The sequence below is a fragment of the Yersinia enterocolitica genome (assembly GCA_002082245.2).
In the GTDB taxonomy this organism is placed as follows: domain Bacteria; phylum Pseudomonadota; class Gammaproteobacteria; order Enterobacterales; family Enterobacteriaceae; genus Yersinia; species Yersinia enterocolitica_E.
This window is the reverse complement of record NBTC02000002.1, coordinates 3,699,416-3,718,663: the sequence shown is the minus strand read 5'-3', so window position 1 is coordinate 3,718,663 and position 19,248 is coordinate 3,699,416. Positions and strand designations below refer to the sequence as shown.

The window sequence follows — 19,248 nt, the reverse complement described above, 5'->3', positions numbered from 1 at the left end:
TTACCGATCGCCGCCAGGTTGGTGAGTTCGAGATTGTTCAGTACTGAATGAATCAGTGCTATGGGAGTCAGTTGCGGTAGTTTGGACCTTGGTTACGGATGGATTCGTAACAGTCACAAGATCCCCGGCTACAGTAGGAATAGGCTTAACAGATTCCTCAACCTGAACTACGGGTTTCTCAACGCCAGCAGGCACAGTTTCAACAGTTGGTTTAATTGTCACCAACGCGCCCGCATTATCGACATCAGGAATTTGCGGTGATGCCGAAACTTGAGTTGCGGACTCCGCAGGCGTAACACCATCATGAATCGCTTCCGGCTCAGTCACCAGTGGATTATGGATAGTATGCGGTGCCTGGGAGCTAACGTCTGAGTGATAAGAACGTTTCAGCGCTTCTGCGGCTTCCTTAAGTTCATCCATCGAAGCTTTCAACTCCGGTGTCAGATTCTGCAAGCCAGCCTGTTCTGCTTTTTTCAGGCTGTCTTGCAACTCTTGAATCTTAAGTTCTTGTGCCAACTCGTTTTGTACGGTTGCCGCCAGTGAACGTAGTGTACGAATCCAACCGGCAACCGTTCTTACAGCAACCGGTAATCTTTCCGGCCCAAGCACGACTAGGCCGATCACAAGTACCAGCAGCAGTTCACTAAACCCGATGTCGAACACAGCTTATCCCTGCTCTTTGTCGTGACTCTTAGACTCTTCAGCTTTAACTACCGGCTGCTGTTTTTCAGTAATCGATTTTGCAAAATCAGCATCATTGCTGGTTTTATCAGTGTTAGTTGGAGGAGTCTGTGGATCATCACCAATTGCCTTTTTAAAGCCTTTGATGGATGCACCCAGGTCTGACCCCAAAGTCCGCAGTTTGTTCGTGCCAAACAGCAGAACGACAATCACGGCAATGATTAACAACTGCCAAATACTTATACCGCCCATCACATTCACCTCTATATTACAGGGGTTATTCCACAGAGGGCCGCATTATACGTCATACTGCCTCTTTGGATACTAATCTAACTTACCGCATTTTGAACTCGCGCATAGCGTTTTTAACTGATGAATGACTTCTTGAACAACTTTTACATAACACTCATACATAACGCCCAAGCTATGCTCTCGCCCATTAACCGGCACTCTTAGCAATAAACAAATTAACTGGTTCGTCGCCAACCGATAAACCAAGCCAATGCGCCTGCGATAATACATCCCGTAGAGATTTCTACCGCATCCGCCAAAAATAAAATGGTACCACTGACTAATAGTGTAGCGCCAACACCGAACAAATACCGTGACTGACCCTGACGTTGTTGCTGACCTTGCATCTGGGTGGTTAGTTTATCAACACTTTGCTGTAATAATTTATGTTGCTGCAAGCTGTCGTAAACCAATTCCGGCAACTCAGGAAATTTTTCTGCCCAAAAAGGTGCCTTTTCTTTCAATGCCCGGATAACAGCAGGCAGACCGACTTGATCCCGTAGCCAGCTTTCCAGGAACGGTTTCGCTGTTGTCCAGAGATCAAGCTGAGGATACAACTGACGACCCAAGCCTTCGACATACAATAAGGTTTTTTGTAGCAGAACCAACTGTGGCTGCACTTCCATATTAAAGCGGCGCGCAGTGTTAAAGAGATTCAACAACACATGTCCAAACGATATTTCGGCCAGTGGTTTTTCAAAAATGGGTTCACAAACAGTGCGAATAGCGAACTCAAAATCCTCAACATTGGTATCACGGGGAACCCAGCCTGAATCAACGTGCAGTTCCGCAACCCGCCGATAATCCCTATTAAAGAAAGCAATAAAGTTTTCAGCCAGATAGCGCTTATCTGCTTTGTTCAGTGAGCCTACAATACCGCAGTCAATACCGATGTAAAGTGGATCATGAGGATGCTCATAGCTGACAAAAATATTCCCCGGATGCATATCTGCATGGAAAAAACTGTCACGAAAAACTTGGGTGAAGAAGACTTGAACCCCACGTTCGGCCAGCAACTTCATATTGGTACCTTGGCTTTCTAAAGCCGTAATATCAGATACCGGAATGCCGTAAATACGCTCCATCACCAATACACTTTCCCGGCAATAATCGGAATAGACTTCGGGAATATAGAGCATTGGGCTGTTTTCAAAATTACGACGTAATTGGATAGCATTAGCTGCCTCACGCAGCAGGTTCAGCTCATCAAGCAGGGTTTTTTCGTATTCACGCACCACTTCGCGTGGCCGTAATCTACGTCCATCAGGCAACAACTTAGGTACCCAGCCAGCCAGCCGGTACATCAAGCGCACATCTGCTTTGATAATCGGCAAGATATCAGGGCGAATCACTTTCAGGACCACTTCCTGACCGTTCTCTTTTAAACGCGCCGTATGTACCTGAGCAATTGAGGCGGAGGCCAAAGCTTGCTGATCAAAATCGTCAAACCAGGTTTCTAATGGCCCACCCATTGCTATTTCAATATACTTTCGTGCGAGTGCGCCATCAAATGAAGCAACCCGGTCTTGTAATAGGGCAAGTTGATCGGCAATTTCCGGTGGGAAGAGATCACGGCGAGTAGACATCATCTGACCAAATTTGATCCAGACTGGTCCTAATTCTTGTAAGGCAAGGCGTAAACGCTCACCCAATGGCTTATCTTTATGTCGATTCGGCAACCAGAAAAACAGATGACGGCCAATACGTAGTGGTAACGTCAAACGGATATTCGGGATTAACTCATCTAACCCGTAGCTCAAGAAAACCCGAATAATTAGATACAGGCGCCGAAGTTCTCCTGGCGTCATTATTTTTTCTCCATGGTTGCCAATCTGGCATTCAATGCCTCAGTTGCACGGGCTGTGGCATCAACCTCTTCGTTAAACCACACCACTTCCAGCGGTGCTGGAGCCACTTTCCATTCTTCGGTTATTGCTTCAGCCAGATAGTGTTGTTGCTGCTGCAATTGCCCACTCAGAAAATAGCTACTTTTATGCACAACCTGCCCGATGGTTTCCGCGGCAATATCACCGATATAGGGCGCCAGCCACTCAGCCGGATCCCACTCAGCAAGATCCAAAAGCGCGACAACTTGCTGAACCACTTGTATATCGCCTTCAACAATCAGTTTACCGCTACGCATCAAAGGTGAAAGTTGCTGGCGATCCCGCAGTTTTGCCAACACAGCAACTTCCGTTTTAACTATGCAATCCGCATCACCATCCCATTGACTTAACACGTCAACCTGCCGTTCACTAAATACCAACAGCAAAGGAAAATTGATCTCACGTAACTCGATCCGCAGGACTTTCCCTACCAAGCGTAAACGTGCAGCCTTCATGCTTTTATCGCGAAACAGCACACTGTTTAATGATGTTTCTATCGCAGCAGTAATGAGTTGCGACAGCAACATAGGTTTCAGTGAGAAGGATTTAGATATCAGTGATTTTAGCGGCATAGCCATATTCCTGTTAAAACTTAAAGCCCCGATGTAACGCAACAATGCCACCGGTTAAATTGGAATAGGTTACGTTTTCAAACCCGGCATCTACCATCATGCCTTTCAGCGTTTCTTGATCGGGGTGCATCCGAATAGACTCCGCTAAATAACGGTAACTTTCAGAGTCCTGGGCCACAAGTTCGCCAATCTTGGGCAAAATATGGAAGGAATAAGCATCGTAGGCTTTGCTCAAAGGTTCCAGAAGTGGTTTGGAGAATTCGAGAACCAACAAACGACCACCGGGCTTTAATACCCGAAACATAGAGCGTAAGGCTTTTTCTTTTTCGGTTACATTTCGCAGGCCAAATGAAATGGTAATACAATCAAAGTAATTATCAGGGAAAGGTAAAGCCTCAGCATTAGCCTGCACATAACTGACATTACCTACAATACCTTTGTCACGTAGCTTTTCTCTACCCATACGCAACATCGATTCATTGATATCAGCCAGAACCACTTCACCCTGCTCACCCACAAGGCGAGAGAACTTGGCCGTTAAATCTCCGGTGCCACCCGCCAGATCTAATACCCGTTGACCGCGCCGAACACCACTACAGTCAATGGTAAAACGCTTCCAAATACGGTGAACACCGAACGACATCAGGTCATTCATCAGATCGTATTTGGCGGCTACGGAATGAAAAACTTCTGCCACCATGCCTTCTTTCTGTTCTTTGGCTACGGTGCGGAAACCAAAATGAGTGGTTTCCTTCTCCTGATCTACCATTTTCTGTGCCTGCTTTTCAGTCAATCTTTCGAGGAAGTGTACCAGAACTCCGATGAAAGCCCCACCTCACCTGGTATTAAGGTAACTGCTTATTCGCAGTATTCTCAACATCATACAGAAGAGGACCATGCAACTAACCCTGATACTTCAGCGGTGCCGAATCATTTATATCCTTCTTACACAAAACTACAGCGGCATTAGTAGCTCTCATCCGCGTCACTGATTATAAGCTAACTCAGCGGTGCCACTCATGTTGCCTTACTGCAATCCTGATTGCTTTGGATATGTCTCTGACTCAGCATCATCAGATAGCGCTAAATCGCCTTCTGGTTGATGCTCAGCGCTGGCTCTTTCTGCCAGTAATGGGCTAATAGGCCGTTTTACCTCGACCCCCAGAGTGCGAAAACTTTCTACTTGCCCAATCAGGTTACCACGGCCTTGCGACAGTTTGTTCATTGCCTGACGATAACTTAGGTGCGCTTTATCGAGGCTTTGCCCCAACGACTCCATATCATCAACAAATAAGCGTAACTTGTCATAGAGTTTGGCTGCCCTATCGGCAATACGCTGTGCATTCTGGCTTTGATGCTCGTAACGCCATAAATTAGTAATCGTCCGCAAAGCCACCAGCAATGTTGTCGGGCTAACCAACATAATATTGTGCTGTAGTGCCTCACTTATCAACTCTGGCTGGCGATCAATGGCCACCAGAAATGCAGGTTCCACCGGAATAAACATCAATACATAATCAAGCGACCGCAACCCCGGAAGTTGTTGGTAATCCTTACGGCCTAACATTCTAATATGGGCGCGCAACGATGATAAATGCTCATTGAGTGCTACTTCCCGCTCTGCGTCATCTTCGCTATTAAAATAGCGCTCATATGCAACCAACGACATTTTAGCGTCAATCACCACATCTTTACCCTGTGGTAAGCGCACAATGACATCTGGCTGCATACGACTGTTGCTATCAAGCTTTACACTTACCTGAGTTTGATACTCATAACCTTCACGCAGCCCAGAAGCTTCAAGCACTTTAGCCAGAACGACTTCCCCCCAGTTCCCCTGCGTTTTATTATCACCTTTCAGTGCTTTAGTCAGGTTTAGTGCTTCTCGCGCCATTTGAGCATTCAATTGTTGCAGACTGCGTATTTCATGGGTCAGCGTGTGGCGCTCTCTGGCTTCCTGTCCAAAGCTATCCTGAACCTGACGGCGGAAACCATCCAACTGTTCCCGTAAAGGCAGTAATAAGCGGTCCAGACTTTGTTTATTTTGTTCGTCCGCACGACGGCCAGTTTGTTCAAAGATGCGGTTCGCCAGATTTTCGAATTGTGTGGTCAGCCGCTGTTCACTGTTAATGAGAAGTCGCTGTTTTTCCTCGCCAGTCAGACGTGTTTCTTCCAAACGGATAGTGACTTCGCGCAGTTCCGCCTCTTGGGCGCTATTCACTTCTCTTTGAGCACGGAGTTCTTGATTGAGTTGATCACATTCATTACGCCAATGAGCTAACTGTTGCAGTTTTTCAGCATTTGCTGCCAATTGGCTGTGCAAACTACGTTGTTCCAATTCATCTTGCCGTAATTGCTGCTCATTGCGCTGTAAAGCAGTTTGTAGCTCGACAATATTCTGCTGCGCCTGCTGTAAGGACTGCTCTAGTAATCGCCGTTCTATATCCTGTTGCGCTTTATTCCGTTGCTGGTACAAGCTGGCAATTAGCCAACCAATAAGTCCACCGATAAGGCAGCCTGCCAGTCCATAAAATAAACTGATATCCACGGTTATCTCCCCATTAACCTATTGTCAGTCAAGGTAAGGGGATACTGTATGGATGTCCAGAGTGTTTTTCCGTTACATGCTATCTTGCGAAGCTGTGCGCATAAATAACACACAGTCCAAAAAACGCTCACCTTGCGACCCCAAATAGGTTAAAACAGCTATCCATTGACGAACGGCGTGCCACTTACGTACTTAATCTATCCAGTGAGATAGCCATTGAATGCCGAACGCGCCCGGAGCCAGAATACCGAAGGCCCAAATTAGAGCGGAAGTGATGTTGGCTAACTGAAAGTAGAACTTTGGCATAGCACAGATCCCGGCAACCAAAGGAACAACTGCGCGTAGTGGGCCAAAGAAGCGGCCAATAAACGCGCCAAAGAATCCCCAACGCTCAAAGAATGCATGGCCACGAACGAGTAACTGAGGATTGCGAGAAAGTGGCCACAAAGTGCCTACTCGGTCTTTGTAATGGACACCAACCCAATAGGAGAGCCAGTCGCCAAAGAAAGCACCTGCCGCAGCAGCGGCCCAAATGGGCCAGAAAGAGATACCACTTTCACCGATTAGCGCCCCCAATCCGAGCAAGATAACCGTTGCAGGTAGCAGTAAAGAAAGAAAGGCGAGCGACTCACCAAAAGCCAGAATAAAGACGATAGGAATCGCCCATGCTTCGTGTTCACGAACAAAATCGATAACGATAGTAATGACATCATTCAGGGTCACATGCATTTTCCTGTTAGCAACATAGTTGCTATTAGCATACCCAATGTGTCGTGATCTTTGTTTAACAAAAAATAAACGGCCGGAAGATTCCGACCGTTTATAGACTCAAGATCATTGCCGTTACAGCAAGGCTGCCAACGAACGAATCCTAATAATCTGACTCAAATCAGTGATTCGTTTAAGCCGGAGCCACTAGCCACACTGCAACTTCAAGTAAGAAAGAGTGCAGGTTAATACAATGAATCAAAGATATCAGGCGTTAGCCGTCACTACTTTATTGCCAGCCATTTCAGCAGAGCGGCGGATCCACAATTCACGCCATTTTTTCAGTGCTGATATCAGGATAATGACGCCCAGTGTCATCATAATAATCGAGATGATGCCATTGAACAGATTGTAGCCCTTAGCTGCTGAGTTGAAATACACGTGAGTGATCATCCAGTAACCAGCATAGTTTACGGTTACAAACAGATAGGCCAGTGGAATAACACAGGTCAGCATGTAAATACGTTTGGTTGCCAACCGCAGAATAATAGTGGCACCAATGATTAAACCAACAGAAGCCATTAATTGGTTTGATACGCCGAATAACGCCCAGACAGAGTTGATATCACCTGAGTTAAGCAGGTAACCCCACAGTGCGCAGGCAATAATACTGCATGCCAATGTACCTGGTAACCAATCAGTACGTTTCAGTGGTGCCCAAATATCACCTAAGAAGTCTTGCAGCAGATAACGAGCAACACGCGTGCCGGAGTCAACAGCGGTCAGAATAAATACCGCTTCAAACATAACAACAAATTGGAAGAAGTAAGCCGCCAGACTGCTGAACCATGGCACACGAATGAAGATATCCGTCATACCAACAGCTAAGGTTACCGCACCACCGGTACGACCATAGAGATCCAGGCCAATTTCCTGACTCAGTTTTGGCAAGTTCACCACTTCCATACCGAGCATGCTCCAGGCTTCAGCGGAAGAGTTAATCGCAAAGTAGTCAGCAGGATGCAAGGAGGTTGCCGCGATCAAGGCCATAACCCCAACCATACATTCGGCCAGCATCGCACCAAAGCCGACGGGTAAGATATCACTCCATTTGTCGATCTGTTTTGGTGTTGTCCCTGAGCCGATAAAGGCATGGAAACCAGAAATGGCACCACAGGCAATGGTAATAGAGATAAACGGCCAGACTGGGCCTGCCAACACCGGGCCTCCACCATGAATAAACTGGGTCAATGCCGGGAATTGAATTTCAGGGTTAATAAATACAACTCCAACAATCAACGCACCGAATACACCGATCTTCATAAAGCTGGAAAGATAACCACGAGGGGTTAATAGCATCCACACAGGGAGGGCGGTCGCAAAGAAAGCATACATTGGCAGGATGATACTGACGGTATCCGCTTTCAGCATTAACCAATCGCCCAGCCAGGTTCCTTCAATATAAGGGCCGACAAATACGCACACCATGATAGCAGCGATACCGACATAAGAAGCGCCCTTCATGCTGCCAGTCATGCGCTCCCATAAGCCAACGCAGATAGCGATAGGGATTGTCATGAACACGGCGAAAGTACCCCAAGGGTTACGTTCCAGTGCATGTACCACCACCATCGACAACCCGGCCATGGTAATAGTAATGATGAACAACATTGCCAGACCGGTACACCAGCCAGCAACCGGACCAAGCTCTGATTTTGCCACTTCCGACAGGGATTTCCCCTGATGTTTCATGGAAGCAAACAGCACAACCGTATCGTGAACCGCGCCGCCGATCACACAACCGATCAGCAACCACAGAAAACCAGGTAAATAACCATATTGGGCTGCCAGCACAGGGCCGACCAATGGACCAGCCGCAGCGATTGCCGCAAAGTGGCTACCAAAGTTCACCCATTTTTTAGTTGGAACGTAATCTTTACCATCTTCGAAGGTGTGGGAAGGTGTTACTTCACTGTCATCGACGCGCAAAACCTTACGAACAAAAAAGATACCGTATAAACGGTAGCAGATCATAAGGATACACGCTGAAGCGATAACAAAGGTAATCGCATGTTGCATGAGCATTCTCTCCAGGGAATTTGTCAGGCGTTAACATACGCCTGACCCCTAAGAGAAATATCAGCGATCTGGTTAAGCGGTAGTTTGTATCATTAAGCGGTTAAAAAGAGCCACCCAGTGGTGACTCAATATCATAAAGATCAGAAAGAGTGCGGGTAGATAAACCACTACTCTAAAAAATAGGACTGTAACTTTTTGCGCTCAGCGCTACCCAGGCCGAACTCCTGTTGCAACCACTGTTCACGACTACCATAACGCTGTTGAATACTACGCAGAGCAGTTTGAATAAACTCTTCTTTGGCCGATAAGACAAAAGCGAATTGCCCTAACGCTTGGTCATTCAGTTTGAGTGCCAACTCTGCCAGCATATGCTCACGGAAAGGGGCCAGAGTGGTTTCAGTCAACAGATAATCTTCCAATACCGTCGATTCATCGGCACCCAAGGCAAATAACACCAGTGCAGAACCAATACCAGTACGGTCTTTCCCGACAGCACAATGTTGTACCACACCCGCAGCAGCATGCTCCGAAGATGCGCAATTTTGCAACAATCCAACCAGTTGTTTATAGGCTTGATTATTAAAAGGCAGCCGGCGATAAAGCTCTAACATAAAACCACGGGCATCAAATGCCGCTAATGTCTCGTTAGTCAGTTTTTCCAAATTGGCATTGACTTCACTGCTCAGCGGGTTGGCCGGAATATTGTGATAACTGGCACCAGTCCACACCACATCTGGTTTAGCCTGAACTTCATCGGCATCGCGATAATCAAGAATTTGAGCGACGGAGCCACTACTGAGGAAATCACAATCTCTGGTACTTAAGCGGTCGAGTGAACCTGAGCGGAACAGCAATCCGCGCTTGATACGCCGCCCATCAGCAGCCTGATTACCGCCAAGGTCACGAAAATTAATACCGCCATCAAGTGCGATTAGGGAGGGATGGGATAGAGCAGTTTTCGTCATATTTTCCTCTTATTATTGTTCTTTATAAGAGTGATGACCTTAGCAGATAAACCGGAAAAATAAAAAACGGGCCAGAAGACTGACCCGATAACAGACCGTTTGTTGACTCGCCAATCGTCGCTATTAGCTCAGACGGCGGGCCTAGATCAAATGACGAGCTGCTTCTACCACAATTTTCACCGCGTCACTTTCAGTCGCTTTCATAGTTTCTTCGTTTGGGATCTCTTGCTGGGTGCGGTTTACAATTACCCCTGCGACCATGCCGGCGCGCAAGCCCTGGCTGGCACACATGGTGAGCAAGGTTGCAGATTCCATTTCATAATTCATCACGCCCATAGATTGCCATTCTTCCATGGAGCCTTTAAAACGGCTGACAACACGACCAGAGAAGGTGTCATAACGCTCCTGCCCCGGATAGAAGGTATCGGAAGAGGCGGTCACACCAATATGAGTAGTCGCCCCCACTGATTTGGCAGCATTAACTAATGCAGTGGTACAGGTAAAGTCAGCCACTGCTGGGAACTCCATCGGCGCAAAGTGCAGGCTGGCTCCGTCTAAACGCACAGCGGCGGTGGTAACCAACACATCACCAACATTAATATGTGGCTGAATAGCACCAGTGGTACCAATACGTAGGAAAGTCCGTACACCAAGCTGTGCCAGCTCTTCAACCGCAATAGAAGTCGATGGGCCACCGATACCCGTTGAGCAGACGATCACTGCTTTGCCATCCAATTCGGCGCGCCACGAAGTAAATTCACGATGAGAGGCCAAATGTACTGGGTTATCCATCAATTTAGCGATTTTCTCAACACGCTGTGGATCACCCGGAACGATAGCCAGAGTCGCCCCTTGCAGATCATTTTTAGTCAGGCCCAAGTGAAAAACGTCAGATTTAGCCATGTGTGAGAGTCCTCTTTCATGAGAGATGTTGTAGGGAGGTGCAAAGAAATACTTTACTCAAAATTATCACTTTATTTCGTGATGACAGTCACCTTGCCAAAAGAAATGAATTACACGATACATTTTAAATGTGACAAAAATCACATTTAATGGCAGTTAAGACTATTTTTTAGACAAAGCTGGCGAGAAATGACAATTATACCCAAGCTGATTACAGTTGCAGCTAACACCACTGCAACGCCAAGTACGAAAGGTATATTTCTCTATAAGCAGGAATGATAGACCAATATCCTGCTATCAATTGCTAACTGCTATCAATTGCTAACTTCTATCGATTGTTAAACTCTATCAACTATTAGTCTGAGTTATAAAATTCAAGATATGAATCACCAAAAATTATAATTACAAAAAACCTGATCTCATTAATCTCAAAGATTACCTATAGTTAAACTCGGCAATAGCAAAAATCGGGGAGTAATGGGTAATTCAACTCGGTAATTTTTTCTCATATCGCAAGGAGACTACAGTGAAAACTGATCAACTTATGACTCCCAGGCAGGCGGCAGACGGTTTCACCTCTGCGGTAGGCCCACTGGCCTCGACGACCCGCCATACCGATCAACAAGGCATTCACTGCACAGAAACCACCATTCCGTCTCAGGGCGATGAATTACCGGCCTATATTGCCAAACCGGCCCAGCAAAACGGGTCATATCCGGTAGTTATTGTCGTACAAGAAATCTTTGGCGTACATGAGCATATTCAGGATATCTGCCGCAGACTAGCGAAACAGGGGTATCTGGCCATTGCACCTGAGTTGTTCTTCCGCCAAGGCGATGCCAAAGAATATGATGACATCAATGCATTAGTGAAAAATCTGGTGGGTAAAGTGCCAGACCGTCAGGTTATGGTGGATCTTGATCATGCAGCGCATTGGGCATCACGCCATGGTGGGGATACCAGTAAACTGGCCATTACCGGATTTTGCTGGGGTGGACGGATTGCGTGGTTGTATGCGGCCCATAACCCACAGTTAAAAGCGGCAGTGGCTTGGTATGGCAAACTGGTCGGTGAAAAAACCTTACTGTTACCCAAATCTCCGGTTGATGTCGCGATTGATCTCAATGCTCCGGTGCTAGGGTTGTATGGCGGCAAAGATGGCAGTATTACGCAAGAACATATCGATACTATGCGTCAGGCATTACGTGCAGCAAATGCCGATGCAGAAATCATTGTTTATCCAGATGCTGGGCATGCTTTTAATGCTGACTACCGCCCAAGTTATCACGCCGAATCCGCACTGGATGGCTGGCAGCGGATGCTCGATTGGTTTGATCAACATGGTGTTGCCGCCAATCCCATATCTGAAGAAGTGAAATAACGGCAATAAAAAGGGCGCGAGATGCGCCCAGAATTTAACGATTAGACCGAGATAGCATCAGACTTGTTCTGCACGCAAACGTTGCGCAGCCAGTACCATGTTTGCCAATGCCTGGCGGGTTTCCGGCCAGCCACGCGTTTTCAAACCACAATCCGGGTTAACCCACAAACGTTCTGCCGGGATACGTTGAGCGGCTTTACGTAGTAATGCTTCAATCCACTCCACACTTGGCACATTCGGCGAGTGAATATCATAAACGCCGGGCCCAATTTCATTCGGGTAAGCAAAATCTTCGAATGATTCGAGCAATTCCATATCTGAACGAGAGGTTTCGATGGTAATCACATCAGCATCTAGCGCAGCAATGGAATCCATGATGTCATTAAACTCGCAATAACACATATGAGTATGAATCTGGGTGTCATTCTGCGCGACAGCCGCATTCAGTTTAAAGGCATCGACGGCCCATTGTAGATACGCTTGCCAATCGGCACGGCGCAGGGGTAAGCCTTCACGCAGCGCAGGCTCATCAATCTGGATGATACCAATACCGGCTTTCTCCAGATCTTCCACTTCATCACGCAGCGCCAGTGCAATTTGTTTGGCGATGGTTTCACGGCTAACATCTTCGCGCGGGAATGACCAACACAGGATAGTGACCGGGCCGGTCAACATGCCTTTTACTGGTTTGTCCGTCAGCGATTGAGCATATTTGGCCCATTCAACCGTGATAGCTTGCGGGCGGCTGATGTCACCAATAATCACTGGCGGCTTAACACAACGGGAACCGTAGCTCTGCACCCAACCATTTTGGGTAAAAACGAATCCATCCAGATGTTCGCCAAAATATTCAACCATATCATTACGTTCTGCTTCACCATGAACCAATACGTCCAGACCTAAACGCTCCTGTTCAGCAATGGCTTGCTTGATATGTTCGCTGATACCTGTGCGGTAGTTTTTCCCATCCAAACGGCCTTGCTTGAAGTCCAGACGCAGGCCACGGATCTCAGTAGTTTGCGGGAATGAACCGATAGTGGTGGTTGGCCAGGCCGGTAAGTTAAAGCGCTTACGCTGCGCTTCAGCGCGGCCTTCATAAGGCAGTTGGCGTTCAATATCCTGTGCAGTAATGGCCGCCAGACGTTGCTCCACCTGCGTATTATGAACACGATTGGAGGATTGACGGGCACGGATCGGCGCACTGTACGCAGCTAACTCGGCCAGTTTGGCTTCGCTCGGCGCGTTTAATGCTTGTGTTAATAATGCCAGTTCAGCGCATTTTTGCAGCGCAAAGGCAAACCAGCTTTTCACTTCTGCATCAAGACGTGTTTCTTCACTTAAATCAATCGGGCTGTGTAATAAGGAGCAAGAGCTACCCAACCATAATGGGCGACCATTAACCTGTGGTTGCAGGCGCTCGAACCAGTTGCTAAGGTCAGCACGCCACACGTTACGGCCATTAATCACCCCCAGCGAGAGCAGCCACCCTTTTGGCAATTTTGTATCCAGAACAGCAATATCATCTTTGCCTGCAACCACATCAACATGCAGACCTTGCACTGGCAACTCACGGATAACGTCAAGGTTATGGCCGATGCTGTCGAAATAGGTGGTCAGCAACAATTTAACCTTGCCTTCCAGCACCTGATAAGCCGGTTGATAAGCGCCCAGCCACTCTGGTGGTAACTCCAGTACCAGTGCAGGTTCGTCAATCTGTACCCACTCAATGCCACGTTTCGCTAATTCAGCCAGCACTTGTTGGTACACCGGGAGGATATCTTGCAGCAGAGAGAGACGGTCAAACTGCTCGCCTTTAACTTTACCCAGCCACAGATACGTTACCGGGCCCAGCAATACTGGTTTGATTTTGTGACCTAATGCCAGCGCTTCGTCCACCTCATCCAGCAGTTGAGTCCAGCCCAGTTTGAACTGCTGACCTAGTTGGAACTCTGGCACCATGTAGTGATAATTGGTGTTAAACCATTTAGTCATTTCCGCCGCTGCCGCAGGCTTACCGGTTGGTGCACGGCCACGGCCAATACGGAAGAGCGTATCCAAATCAATAGAACCATCCGTATTTTGATGGCGCTCTGGGACGTTGCCCAACAGCAGGCTGGTGGTCAATACATGGTCATACCACGCGAAGTCACCGACCGGCACCAAATCAATACCTGCTTGCTGCTGCTGTTGCCAATGGCGGGCGCGCAATTCACGACCCACATTGAGCAGTTCTTCTTGCGTGGAGTTGCCTGCCCAGTAACTTTCTTGTGCTTTTTTCAGTTCACGTTTCAGACCTACACGCGGAAAACCCAGTGTGTGATTTAAAATTGTCATCGTCATATTTCCCATTTAGCCATCCAGATGTTTACACATCCATAATCAGCAGGTACTGTATAATCCACAAGCGCATTTTGTTCACTGTCACTGTGAAGGACTCTCATGATCGAACTGAAACACTTACGCACCCTGCAAGCTTTGCGTAATACCGGCTCGCTGGCGGCGGCGGCAACGCAACTTCATCAGACACAATCGGCCTTGTCTCATCAATTCAGCGATCTGGAACAACGTCTGGGCTACCGTCTGTTTGTGCGTAAAAGCCAGCCGCTACGTTTCACTACGCAGGGAGAGATCTTGTTACAACTCGCAGAACAAGTGCTGCCACAAATTAAACAGGCACTGCAAACCTGCAATGAGCCGCACCAAACTGCGCTGCGCATCGCCATCGAATGCCATAGCTGTATTCAGTGGCTGGCACCTGCCTTGGATAACTTCCACAAAAACTGGCCGCAAGTGGCGATGGACTTCCAATCAGGCGTGACTTTCGATCCTCAACCCGCCTTGCAGCAAGGGGAGCTGGATCTGGTGCTGACATCAGATATCTTGCCGCGCAGTGGTCTGCACTATTCGCCAATGTTTGATTTTGAGGTGCGTCTGGTGCTGGCACCAGACCACCCATTAGCCAATAAGGCCCGCATCGAGCCGGAAGATTTAGCGCAAGAAGTGTTAATGATTTATCCGGTACAGCGGCAACGGTTAGATGTCTGGCGGCATTTCCTGCAACCCGCGGGGGTAAATCCGCCGCTGAAGAATGTGGATAATACTTTGCTACTGATTCAAATGGTGTCAGCACGCATGGGGATCGCCGCCCTACCACATTGGGTGGTAGAGAGTTTCGAACGTCAGGGATTGGTCGTCACTAAAACGCTGGGAAATGGTTTATGGAGCCGGTTATACGCGGCCGTCCGTGATGGAGAGCAGCGCCAACCGGTTACTGAAGCTTTTATTCGTTCGGCCCGGCAACACGCTTGCGAGAGTCTGCCGTTTGTAAAGAATGCGGAGCGACCCAACGCCGGTGTACCCATAGCGAAGCCATTATCACAATGGCCCCAATGATAAAACTGGGCCAATGGGGCTTTTCTTGCCAAATCGCCAGATTCACCAGCAGCCCAGCCGGAACATGCACGTTATTCATGATCCCCAAGGTGCCAGCATCGACTTGTGTCGCGCCATAGTTCCACATGAAATAACCTAGCGCAGAAGCCCCGACGCCCAGCCACACCAACACGCCCCACTGCAATTGCGTCGTGGGTAGTTTTTGTGGGTTACCAAAGGCAAACCAGGCAACAACCGCGACGGCGAAAGCACCAATATAGAACCATGAGAATGCCACATGCTGTGGGATCGGGTGGACTTCCATCAAGCGTTTGTAGCCCACTTGTCCGATGGCAAAACAGAGGTTTGCCGCCTGAACCAGCAGTAACCCCCACCAAAAATGCTCGCTCAAATGGTCGTAGCGAATGATAGCCGCCCCGACTACTGCCAGTAACGCACTCAGAGCATAGCCCCAGCGCAGACGCTGGCGGCGCAGTAAATCATAGATCAAAGTGACATACAGCGGGGTCATCACCGTGAACAGCAAGAATTCCGGTACCGTCAGGTAGAGATAGGCACGGAAGCTGAACAAGTACATGATACCTAACTGAATTGAGCCCACGGCCATGTACAGCAGAATCACCCGCCAGTGGATGTTTTTCCAGCGCAAGAACGGCAAAAAGACCAGCGCGGCTAGCCCAACCCGCATTAGCACAGAGAACCAACTATCCACCTGTCCTGCCAGATATTCGCCAATCAGGCTAAATGAAAATGCCCATAAAATGGTGGTAACGACCAGTAACAACACGATAGTTTGGCTCATTGAGAATGATAAAGTGCAATTGTAGCGGAAGCCACAACGCAACTTTGCACAAACTAGGTTTACATCTGCTCGTATTTAACCCAGTCGAACTATCTTCATCTCAGGTACTATTCCAATAATCACCTAAGAGTTACATTCCCACGCCGATAATGGTCAGGATTAACGGTGTTGTGACCGCGGCAAGCACTGTAGACATCACCAAACTGGCGGCGGCTGGGCCAGTCAGTACATTAAACTGGCGTGACATCAGATACACATTCACGCCGGTAGCCATTGACCCCAGTAATACCACCACCTGCGTTTCCAGCGCTGGCAGGCCCATCGCCCATGCCAATGCCCAGATCACCATCGGCTGAACAATCAATTTGAGAAAACAGATCGCACTGCTGATTTGCCAGCCTTCCGTGACGCGATATTCCGCCAGCCCCATTCCCAATACAATCAGCGACAACGGCGGTGCTACCTGCCCTAACATGGTTACAGGTTGATCAATAAACTGCGGTAATTGCAGGCCAGTCAGGCTGAATAAAGTGCCGGAAATAATTCCTATAATCAGAGGGTTAGTCAGCACGCTACGAGCAGTTTTCGCAAAGCCCTCCAGTGTTGGCGAGCCATTGCGCGCCCACTCCACCGAGATGGTGACTAATGTCCAGAGGATCAGGCCGTTAAACACCAAAACCAGCGCCACTGCTGGGATAGATTTCTCCCCCAACATAATGGTGGCAATAGGCAGGCCCAGCATCACGTTATTAGAGAAAATGCCGCCGAGGGCAAAAACGGAACCGGACACGCCATCCAGATGAAATATCCGGCTGGCAACAATCCGCCCGATAACAAACACCACTAGACAACTACCAAAAAAGGCAATCAGCAGGCGTGCATCCACCGCTGGGCGCTCAGAGAAATCGCACATCATACGAAACAGCATAGCGGGCAATGCGAGGGAGAAAACAAAGCGGGTCAGGCCATCAGTTATGGCAGAGGGCCACTTACCAAATCGTACCAAACAGTAACCCAGCGCAAGCAGCACAAATAACGGTGAAGACAACACAATCTGGTGCCAGAGCGAAATAACAAAGGCGGGCATGGTTCACTTCCTGTCAAGCCGGGCCAGGTCAGCCCGTAAATGTAAGAATGACTGACCTACTCTGTTTCCTGTTTTATTTATATCAAAGTCATTGGAGTTACAGGTAGGTATGCAGCAAGCTAACCCCCTGTAGCTTCAAGGACGAGGGCATATCAAATCTATACGGTCAGTACAGATACAGTCAACGCCCCACTTTAACAATTCCTGCGCGCGCGCTGGTTGGTTGACGGTATAGACCAAAATACGCAGCCCGGCGGCTTTGAGTAACGCTACTCGCTCCGCGGTCAACTGTTTGTAGTTAATGTGCAAAGAGACACAATCCAACTGACGGGTCATCGCCTGCCAGTTGTCATCCCATTTATCCAACAATAAACCACGTGGCAGCTCAGGTGCGGCCTGCTGGGCTGCAGCTAATGCATCAAACGAAAAAGAGGACAATAACGGCGGTATCGCCTGACCTTGCCACAACAAGCGGGCAGCCAGTGCAATAGCTCGGCCAGTGGCTATTTCAGTGCCAGTGGTGGGTTTAATCTCGATATTAGCAGCCATATCATGCTGTGCACAGCGAGCTGCCACTTCGGATAAAAGAGGCAGGCGCTCACCACGAAATGCTGTGCTATACCAGTCTCCGGCATCTAATTGAAAAAGTTTTTCCCATGACAAATCACCGGCAACTCCCCAGCCATTACTGGTGCGTTCCAGCGTATCGTCATGCAATAGAAATATCTGGCCGTCGTGCGATAATTTTACGTCAAACTCAATCATCTTGTGGCCATAACGAGCGCCAACATCAATGGCTGCTAAGGTGTTTTCCGGTGCCAGTGAACCACCACCGCGGTGAGCGACGATCGAAGGGTAAGGCCAGTTTTTACTCATGATTCCATCCGTAGTCCGCTATCTGAATCAAAAAAGTGCAGCGCCGTTGGTGGTAAATATAAATGTAATGTACTGCCCACCACAGGCATTTCCTCGTGGGATAGGCGGGCAATAACACTCTGTCCACCCCACTGACCATGTGCCAGATTATCTGCACCCAACAATTCCAGCGTCAATAGTGGCATCGGTATACCCTGCGCCGAAGTTACCTGCTGAATATGCTCCGGGCGAATGCCGAGGGTCAAGCGCCGATCCGCCCATTGTGGCCGAGGCTGTTCCAACGGCAGAGTTAGGCTATCAGATAAAATAAAGGCGTGCCCATCTGGGCTGACAGTGCCAGCTAACAGGTTCATCGCCGGTGAACCGATAAAACTGGCCACAAACAGTGTCGCTGGCCGTTGGTAAACCTCGCTTGGCGTACCAATTTGTTCGGCAACCCCTTTATTCATCACAATCACCCGCTGAGCCAATGTCATCGCCTCAACCTGATCATGGGTCACATATAGACTGGTGGTTTTTAGTCGGCGGTGCAACTGTTGCAGCTCAAGGCGCATCTGCACCCGCAGTTTGGCATCCAGATTGGAAAGTGGCTCATCAAACAAGAAAACCGCCGGTTCACGCACAATGGCCCGCCCCATTGCCACCCGCTGCCGCTGGCCGCCAGATAGTTCACGCGGTTTACGTTTTAGTAGCGGTTGCAGTTCCAGAATACGTGCGGCTTCATCCACTCGCTGGCGGATCTGCTCTTTGCCAAAACCACGAATTTTTAGGCCATAAGCCATGTTGTCAAACACACTCATGTGGGGATACAGCGCGTAGTTCTGAAACACCATCGCGATGCCACGATCTTTGGGTTCCATATGGGTAACCCGCTGATTATCAATATAGATATCACCACTGGTGGTGCGCTCCAATCCAGCAACCATACGCAGCAGCGTCGATTTACCACAGCCAGAAGGGCCAACCATTACGATGAATTCACCGTCGGCGACATCTAAATCAATTTGTTTAATCACTGGCGTGACGCCGTCATAAGATTTGGTTACTGCCTGAAGTTTTAAACATGCCATATCAGA

General features: G+C 48.4%; 17 protein-coding genes. 2 read left to right on the top strand and 15 right to left on the bottom strand.

Annotation, left to right across the window (positions count from 1 at the left end):
• The 10 genes from A6J66_018510 to A6J66_018465 form a co-directional block, all read right to left on the bottom strand.
• Positions 1-663, bottom strand: a complete 663-nt coding sequence (locus A6J66_018510) for a Sec-independent protein translocase protein TatB (GenBank protein ID PNM25984.1) — start codon at positions 661-663, stop codon at positions 1-3.
• A 3-nt stretch (positions 664-666) separates the two neighbouring features.
• The gene (locus A6J66_018505) at positions 667-933 is read right to left on the bottom strand and encodes a twin-arginine translocase TatA/TatE family subunit (protein PNM25983.1); all 267 of its coding nucleotides are present in this window, start codon (positions 931-933) and stop codon (positions 667-669) included.
• A gap of 215 nt (positions 934-1,148) precedes the next feature.
• Positions 1,149-2,780, bottom strand: a complete 1,632-nt coding sequence (ubiB, locus tag A6J66_018500) for a ubiquinone biosynthesis regulatory protein kinase UbiB (protein ID PNM25982.1) — start codon at positions 2,778-2,780, stop codon at positions 1,149-1,151.
• On the bottom strand, positions 2,780-3,430 hold the full coding sequence (locus A6J66_018495) for an SCP2 domain-containing protein (GenBank protein ID PNM25981.1): 651 nt from the start codon (positions 3,428-3,430) through the stop codon (positions 2,780-2,782). Before A6J66_018495 ends, ubiB begins: the two co-directional genes overlap by 1 nt.
• A gap of 13 nt (positions 3,431-3,443) precedes the next feature.
• Entirely contained in the window at positions 3,444-4,199 is a 756-nt protein-coding gene (locus A6J66_018490) for a bifunctional demethylmenaquinone methyltransferase/2-methoxy-6-polyprenyl-1,4-benzoquinol methylase UbiE (GenBank protein PNM25980.1), read from the bottom strand.
• 258 nt (positions 4,200-4,457) lie between these two features.
• Complete coding sequence (locus A6J66_018485) at positions 4,458-5,906, bottom strand: DNA recombination protein RmuC (GenBank protein ID PNM27074.1); 1,449 nt, start codon at positions 5,904-5,906, stop codon at positions 4,458-4,460.
• Positions 5,907-6,170: 264 nt separating this feature from the next.
• Positions 6,171-6,701, bottom strand: coding sequence for a DedA family protein (locus A6J66_018480; protein PNM27073.1), 531 nt, complete (start codon positions 6,699-6,701; stop codon positions 6,171-6,173).
• Positions 6,702-6,953: 252 nt separating this feature from the next.
• The gene (locus A6J66_018475) at positions 6,954-8,771 is read right to left on the bottom strand and encodes a carbon starvation protein A (GenBank protein ID PNM25979.1); all 1,818 of its coding nucleotides are present in this window, start codon (positions 8,769-8,771) and stop codon (positions 6,954-6,956) included.
• Between the two features lie 161 nt (positions 8,772-8,932).
• Positions 8,933-9,730, bottom strand: a complete 798-nt coding sequence (locus A6J66_018470) for a protein-tyrosine-phosphatase (GenBank protein ID PNM25978.1) — start codon at positions 9,728-9,730, stop codon at positions 8,933-8,935.
• Positions 9,731-9,871: 141 nt separating this feature from the next.
• Positions 9,872-10,633 carry a uridine phosphorylase gene (locus A6J66_018465; GenBank protein ID PNM25977.1) on the bottom strand — a complete coding sequence of 254 codons (762 nt, stop codon included), beginning with the start codon at positions 10,631-10,633 and terminating at the stop codon, positions 9,872-9,874.
• A 592-nt stretch (positions 10,634-11,225) separates the two neighbouring features.
• Between A6J66_018465 and A6J66_018460 the strand changes: the two genes are divergently transcribed.
• The gene (locus A6J66_018460) at positions 11,226-12,014 is read left to right on the top strand and encodes a carboxymethylenebutenolidase (protein ID PNM27072.1); all 789 of its coding nucleotides are present in this window, start codon (positions 11,226-11,228) and stop codon (positions 12,012-12,014) included.
• Positions 12,015-12,071: 57 nt separating this feature from the next.
• Here the strand turns inward: A6J66_018460 and A6J66_018455 are convergent, their stop codons facing one another.
• Positions 12,072-14,348, bottom strand: a complete 2,277-nt coding sequence (locus A6J66_018455; GenBank protein PNM27071.1) for a 5-methyltetrahydropteroyltriglutamate--homocysteine S-methyltransferase — start codon at positions 14,346-14,348, stop codon at positions 12,072-12,074.
• A 105-nt stretch (positions 14,349-14,453) separates the two neighbouring features.
• On the opposite strand from A6J66_018455, the gene A6J66_018450 reads away from it, so the two are divergent.
• Positions 14,454-15,407 carry an HTH-type transcriptional regulator MetR gene (locus A6J66_018450; GenBank protein ID PNM25976.1) on the top strand — a complete coding sequence of 318 codons (954 nt, stop codon included), beginning with the start codon at positions 14,454-14,456 and terminating at the stop codon, positions 15,405-15,407.
• Here the strand turns inward: A6J66_018450 and A6J66_018445 are convergent.
• The 4 genes from A6J66_018445 to ugpC form a co-directional block, all read right to left on the bottom strand.
• Positions 15,295-16,194: an EamA family transporter gene (locus A6J66_018445; protein PNM25975.1), complete on the bottom strand. Its 900-nt coding sequence runs from the start codon at positions 16,192-16,194 to the stop codon at positions 15,295-15,297. The genes A6J66_018450 and A6J66_018445 overlap by 113 nt on opposite strands.
• Before the next feature lie 145 nt (positions 16,195-16,339).
• Positions 16,340-17,296 carry an AEC family transporter gene (locus A6J66_018440; protein ID PNM25974.1) on the bottom strand — a complete coding sequence of 319 codons (957 nt, stop codon included), beginning with the start codon at positions 17,294-17,296 and terminating at the stop codon, positions 16,340-16,342.
• Positions 17,297-17,431: 135 nt separating this feature from the next.
• Complete coding sequence (locus A6J66_018435; protein PNM25973.1) at positions 17,432-18,172, bottom strand: glycerophosphodiester phosphodiesterase; 741 nt, start codon at positions 18,170-18,172, stop codon at positions 17,432-17,434.
• A complete protein-coding gene (ugpC, locus tag A6J66_018430) occupies positions 18,169-19,242 on the bottom strand; it encodes a sn-glycerol-3-phosphate import ATP-binding protein UgpC (protein PNM25972.1) in 1,074 nt (357 codons plus the stop codon). Before ugpC ends, A6J66_018435 begins: the two co-directional genes overlap by 4 nt.
• Between the last annotated feature and the right edge of the window lie 6 nt (positions 19,243-19,248).

What these genes read in the sequence shown, in the direction of transcription:
- A6J66_018505 (PNM25983.1), bottom strand. Translation starts at nt 933, where the DNA reads ATGGGCGGTATAAGTATTTGGCAGTTGTTAATCATTGCCGTGATTGTC.
- ubiB (PNM25982.1), bottom strand. Translation starts at nt 2,780, where the DNA reads ATGACGCCAGGAGAACTTCGGCGCCTGTATCTAATTATTCGGGTTTTC.
- A6J66_018495 (PNM25981.1), bottom strand. Translation starts at nt 3,430, where the DNA reads ATGCCGCTAAAATCACTGATATCTAAATCCTTCTCACTGAAACCTATG.
- A6J66_018490 (PNM25980.1), bottom strand. Translation starts at nt 4,199, where the DNA reads ATGGTAGATCAGGAGAAGGAAACCACTCATTTTGGTTTCCGCACCGTA.
- A6J66_018475 (PNM25979.1), bottom strand. Translation starts at nt 8,771, where the DNA reads ATGCTCATGCAACATGCGATTACCTTTGTTATCGCTTCAGCGTGTATC.
- A6J66_018470 (PNM25978.1), bottom strand. Translation starts at nt 9,730, where the DNA reads ATGACGAAAACTGCTCTATCCCATCCCTCCCTAATCGCACTTGATGGC.
- A6J66_018465 (PNM25977.1), bottom strand. Translation starts at nt 10,633, where the DNA reads ATGGCTAAATCTGACGTTTTTCACTTGGGCCTGACTAAAAATGATCTG.
- A6J66_018455 (PNM27071.1), bottom strand. Translation starts at nt 14,348, where the DNA reads ATGACAATTTTAAATCACACACTGGGTTTTCCGCGTGTAGGTCTGAAA.
- A6J66_018450 (PNM25976.1), top strand. Translation starts at nt 14,454, where the DNA reads ATGATCGAACTGAAACACTTACGCACCCTGCAAGCTTTGCGTAATACC.
- A6J66_018440 (PNM25974.1), bottom strand. Translation starts at nt 17,296, where the DNA reads ATGCCCGCCTTTGTTATTTCGCTCTGGCACCAGATTGTGTTGTCTTCA.
- A6J66_018435 (PNM25973.1), bottom strand. Translation starts at nt 18,172, where the DNA reads ATGAGTAAAAACTGGCCTTACCCTTCGATCGTCGCTCACCGCGGTGGT.
- ugpC (PNM25972.1), bottom strand. Translation starts at nt 19,242, where the DNA reads ATGGCATGTTTAAAACTTCAGGCAGTAACCAAATCTTATGACGGCGTC.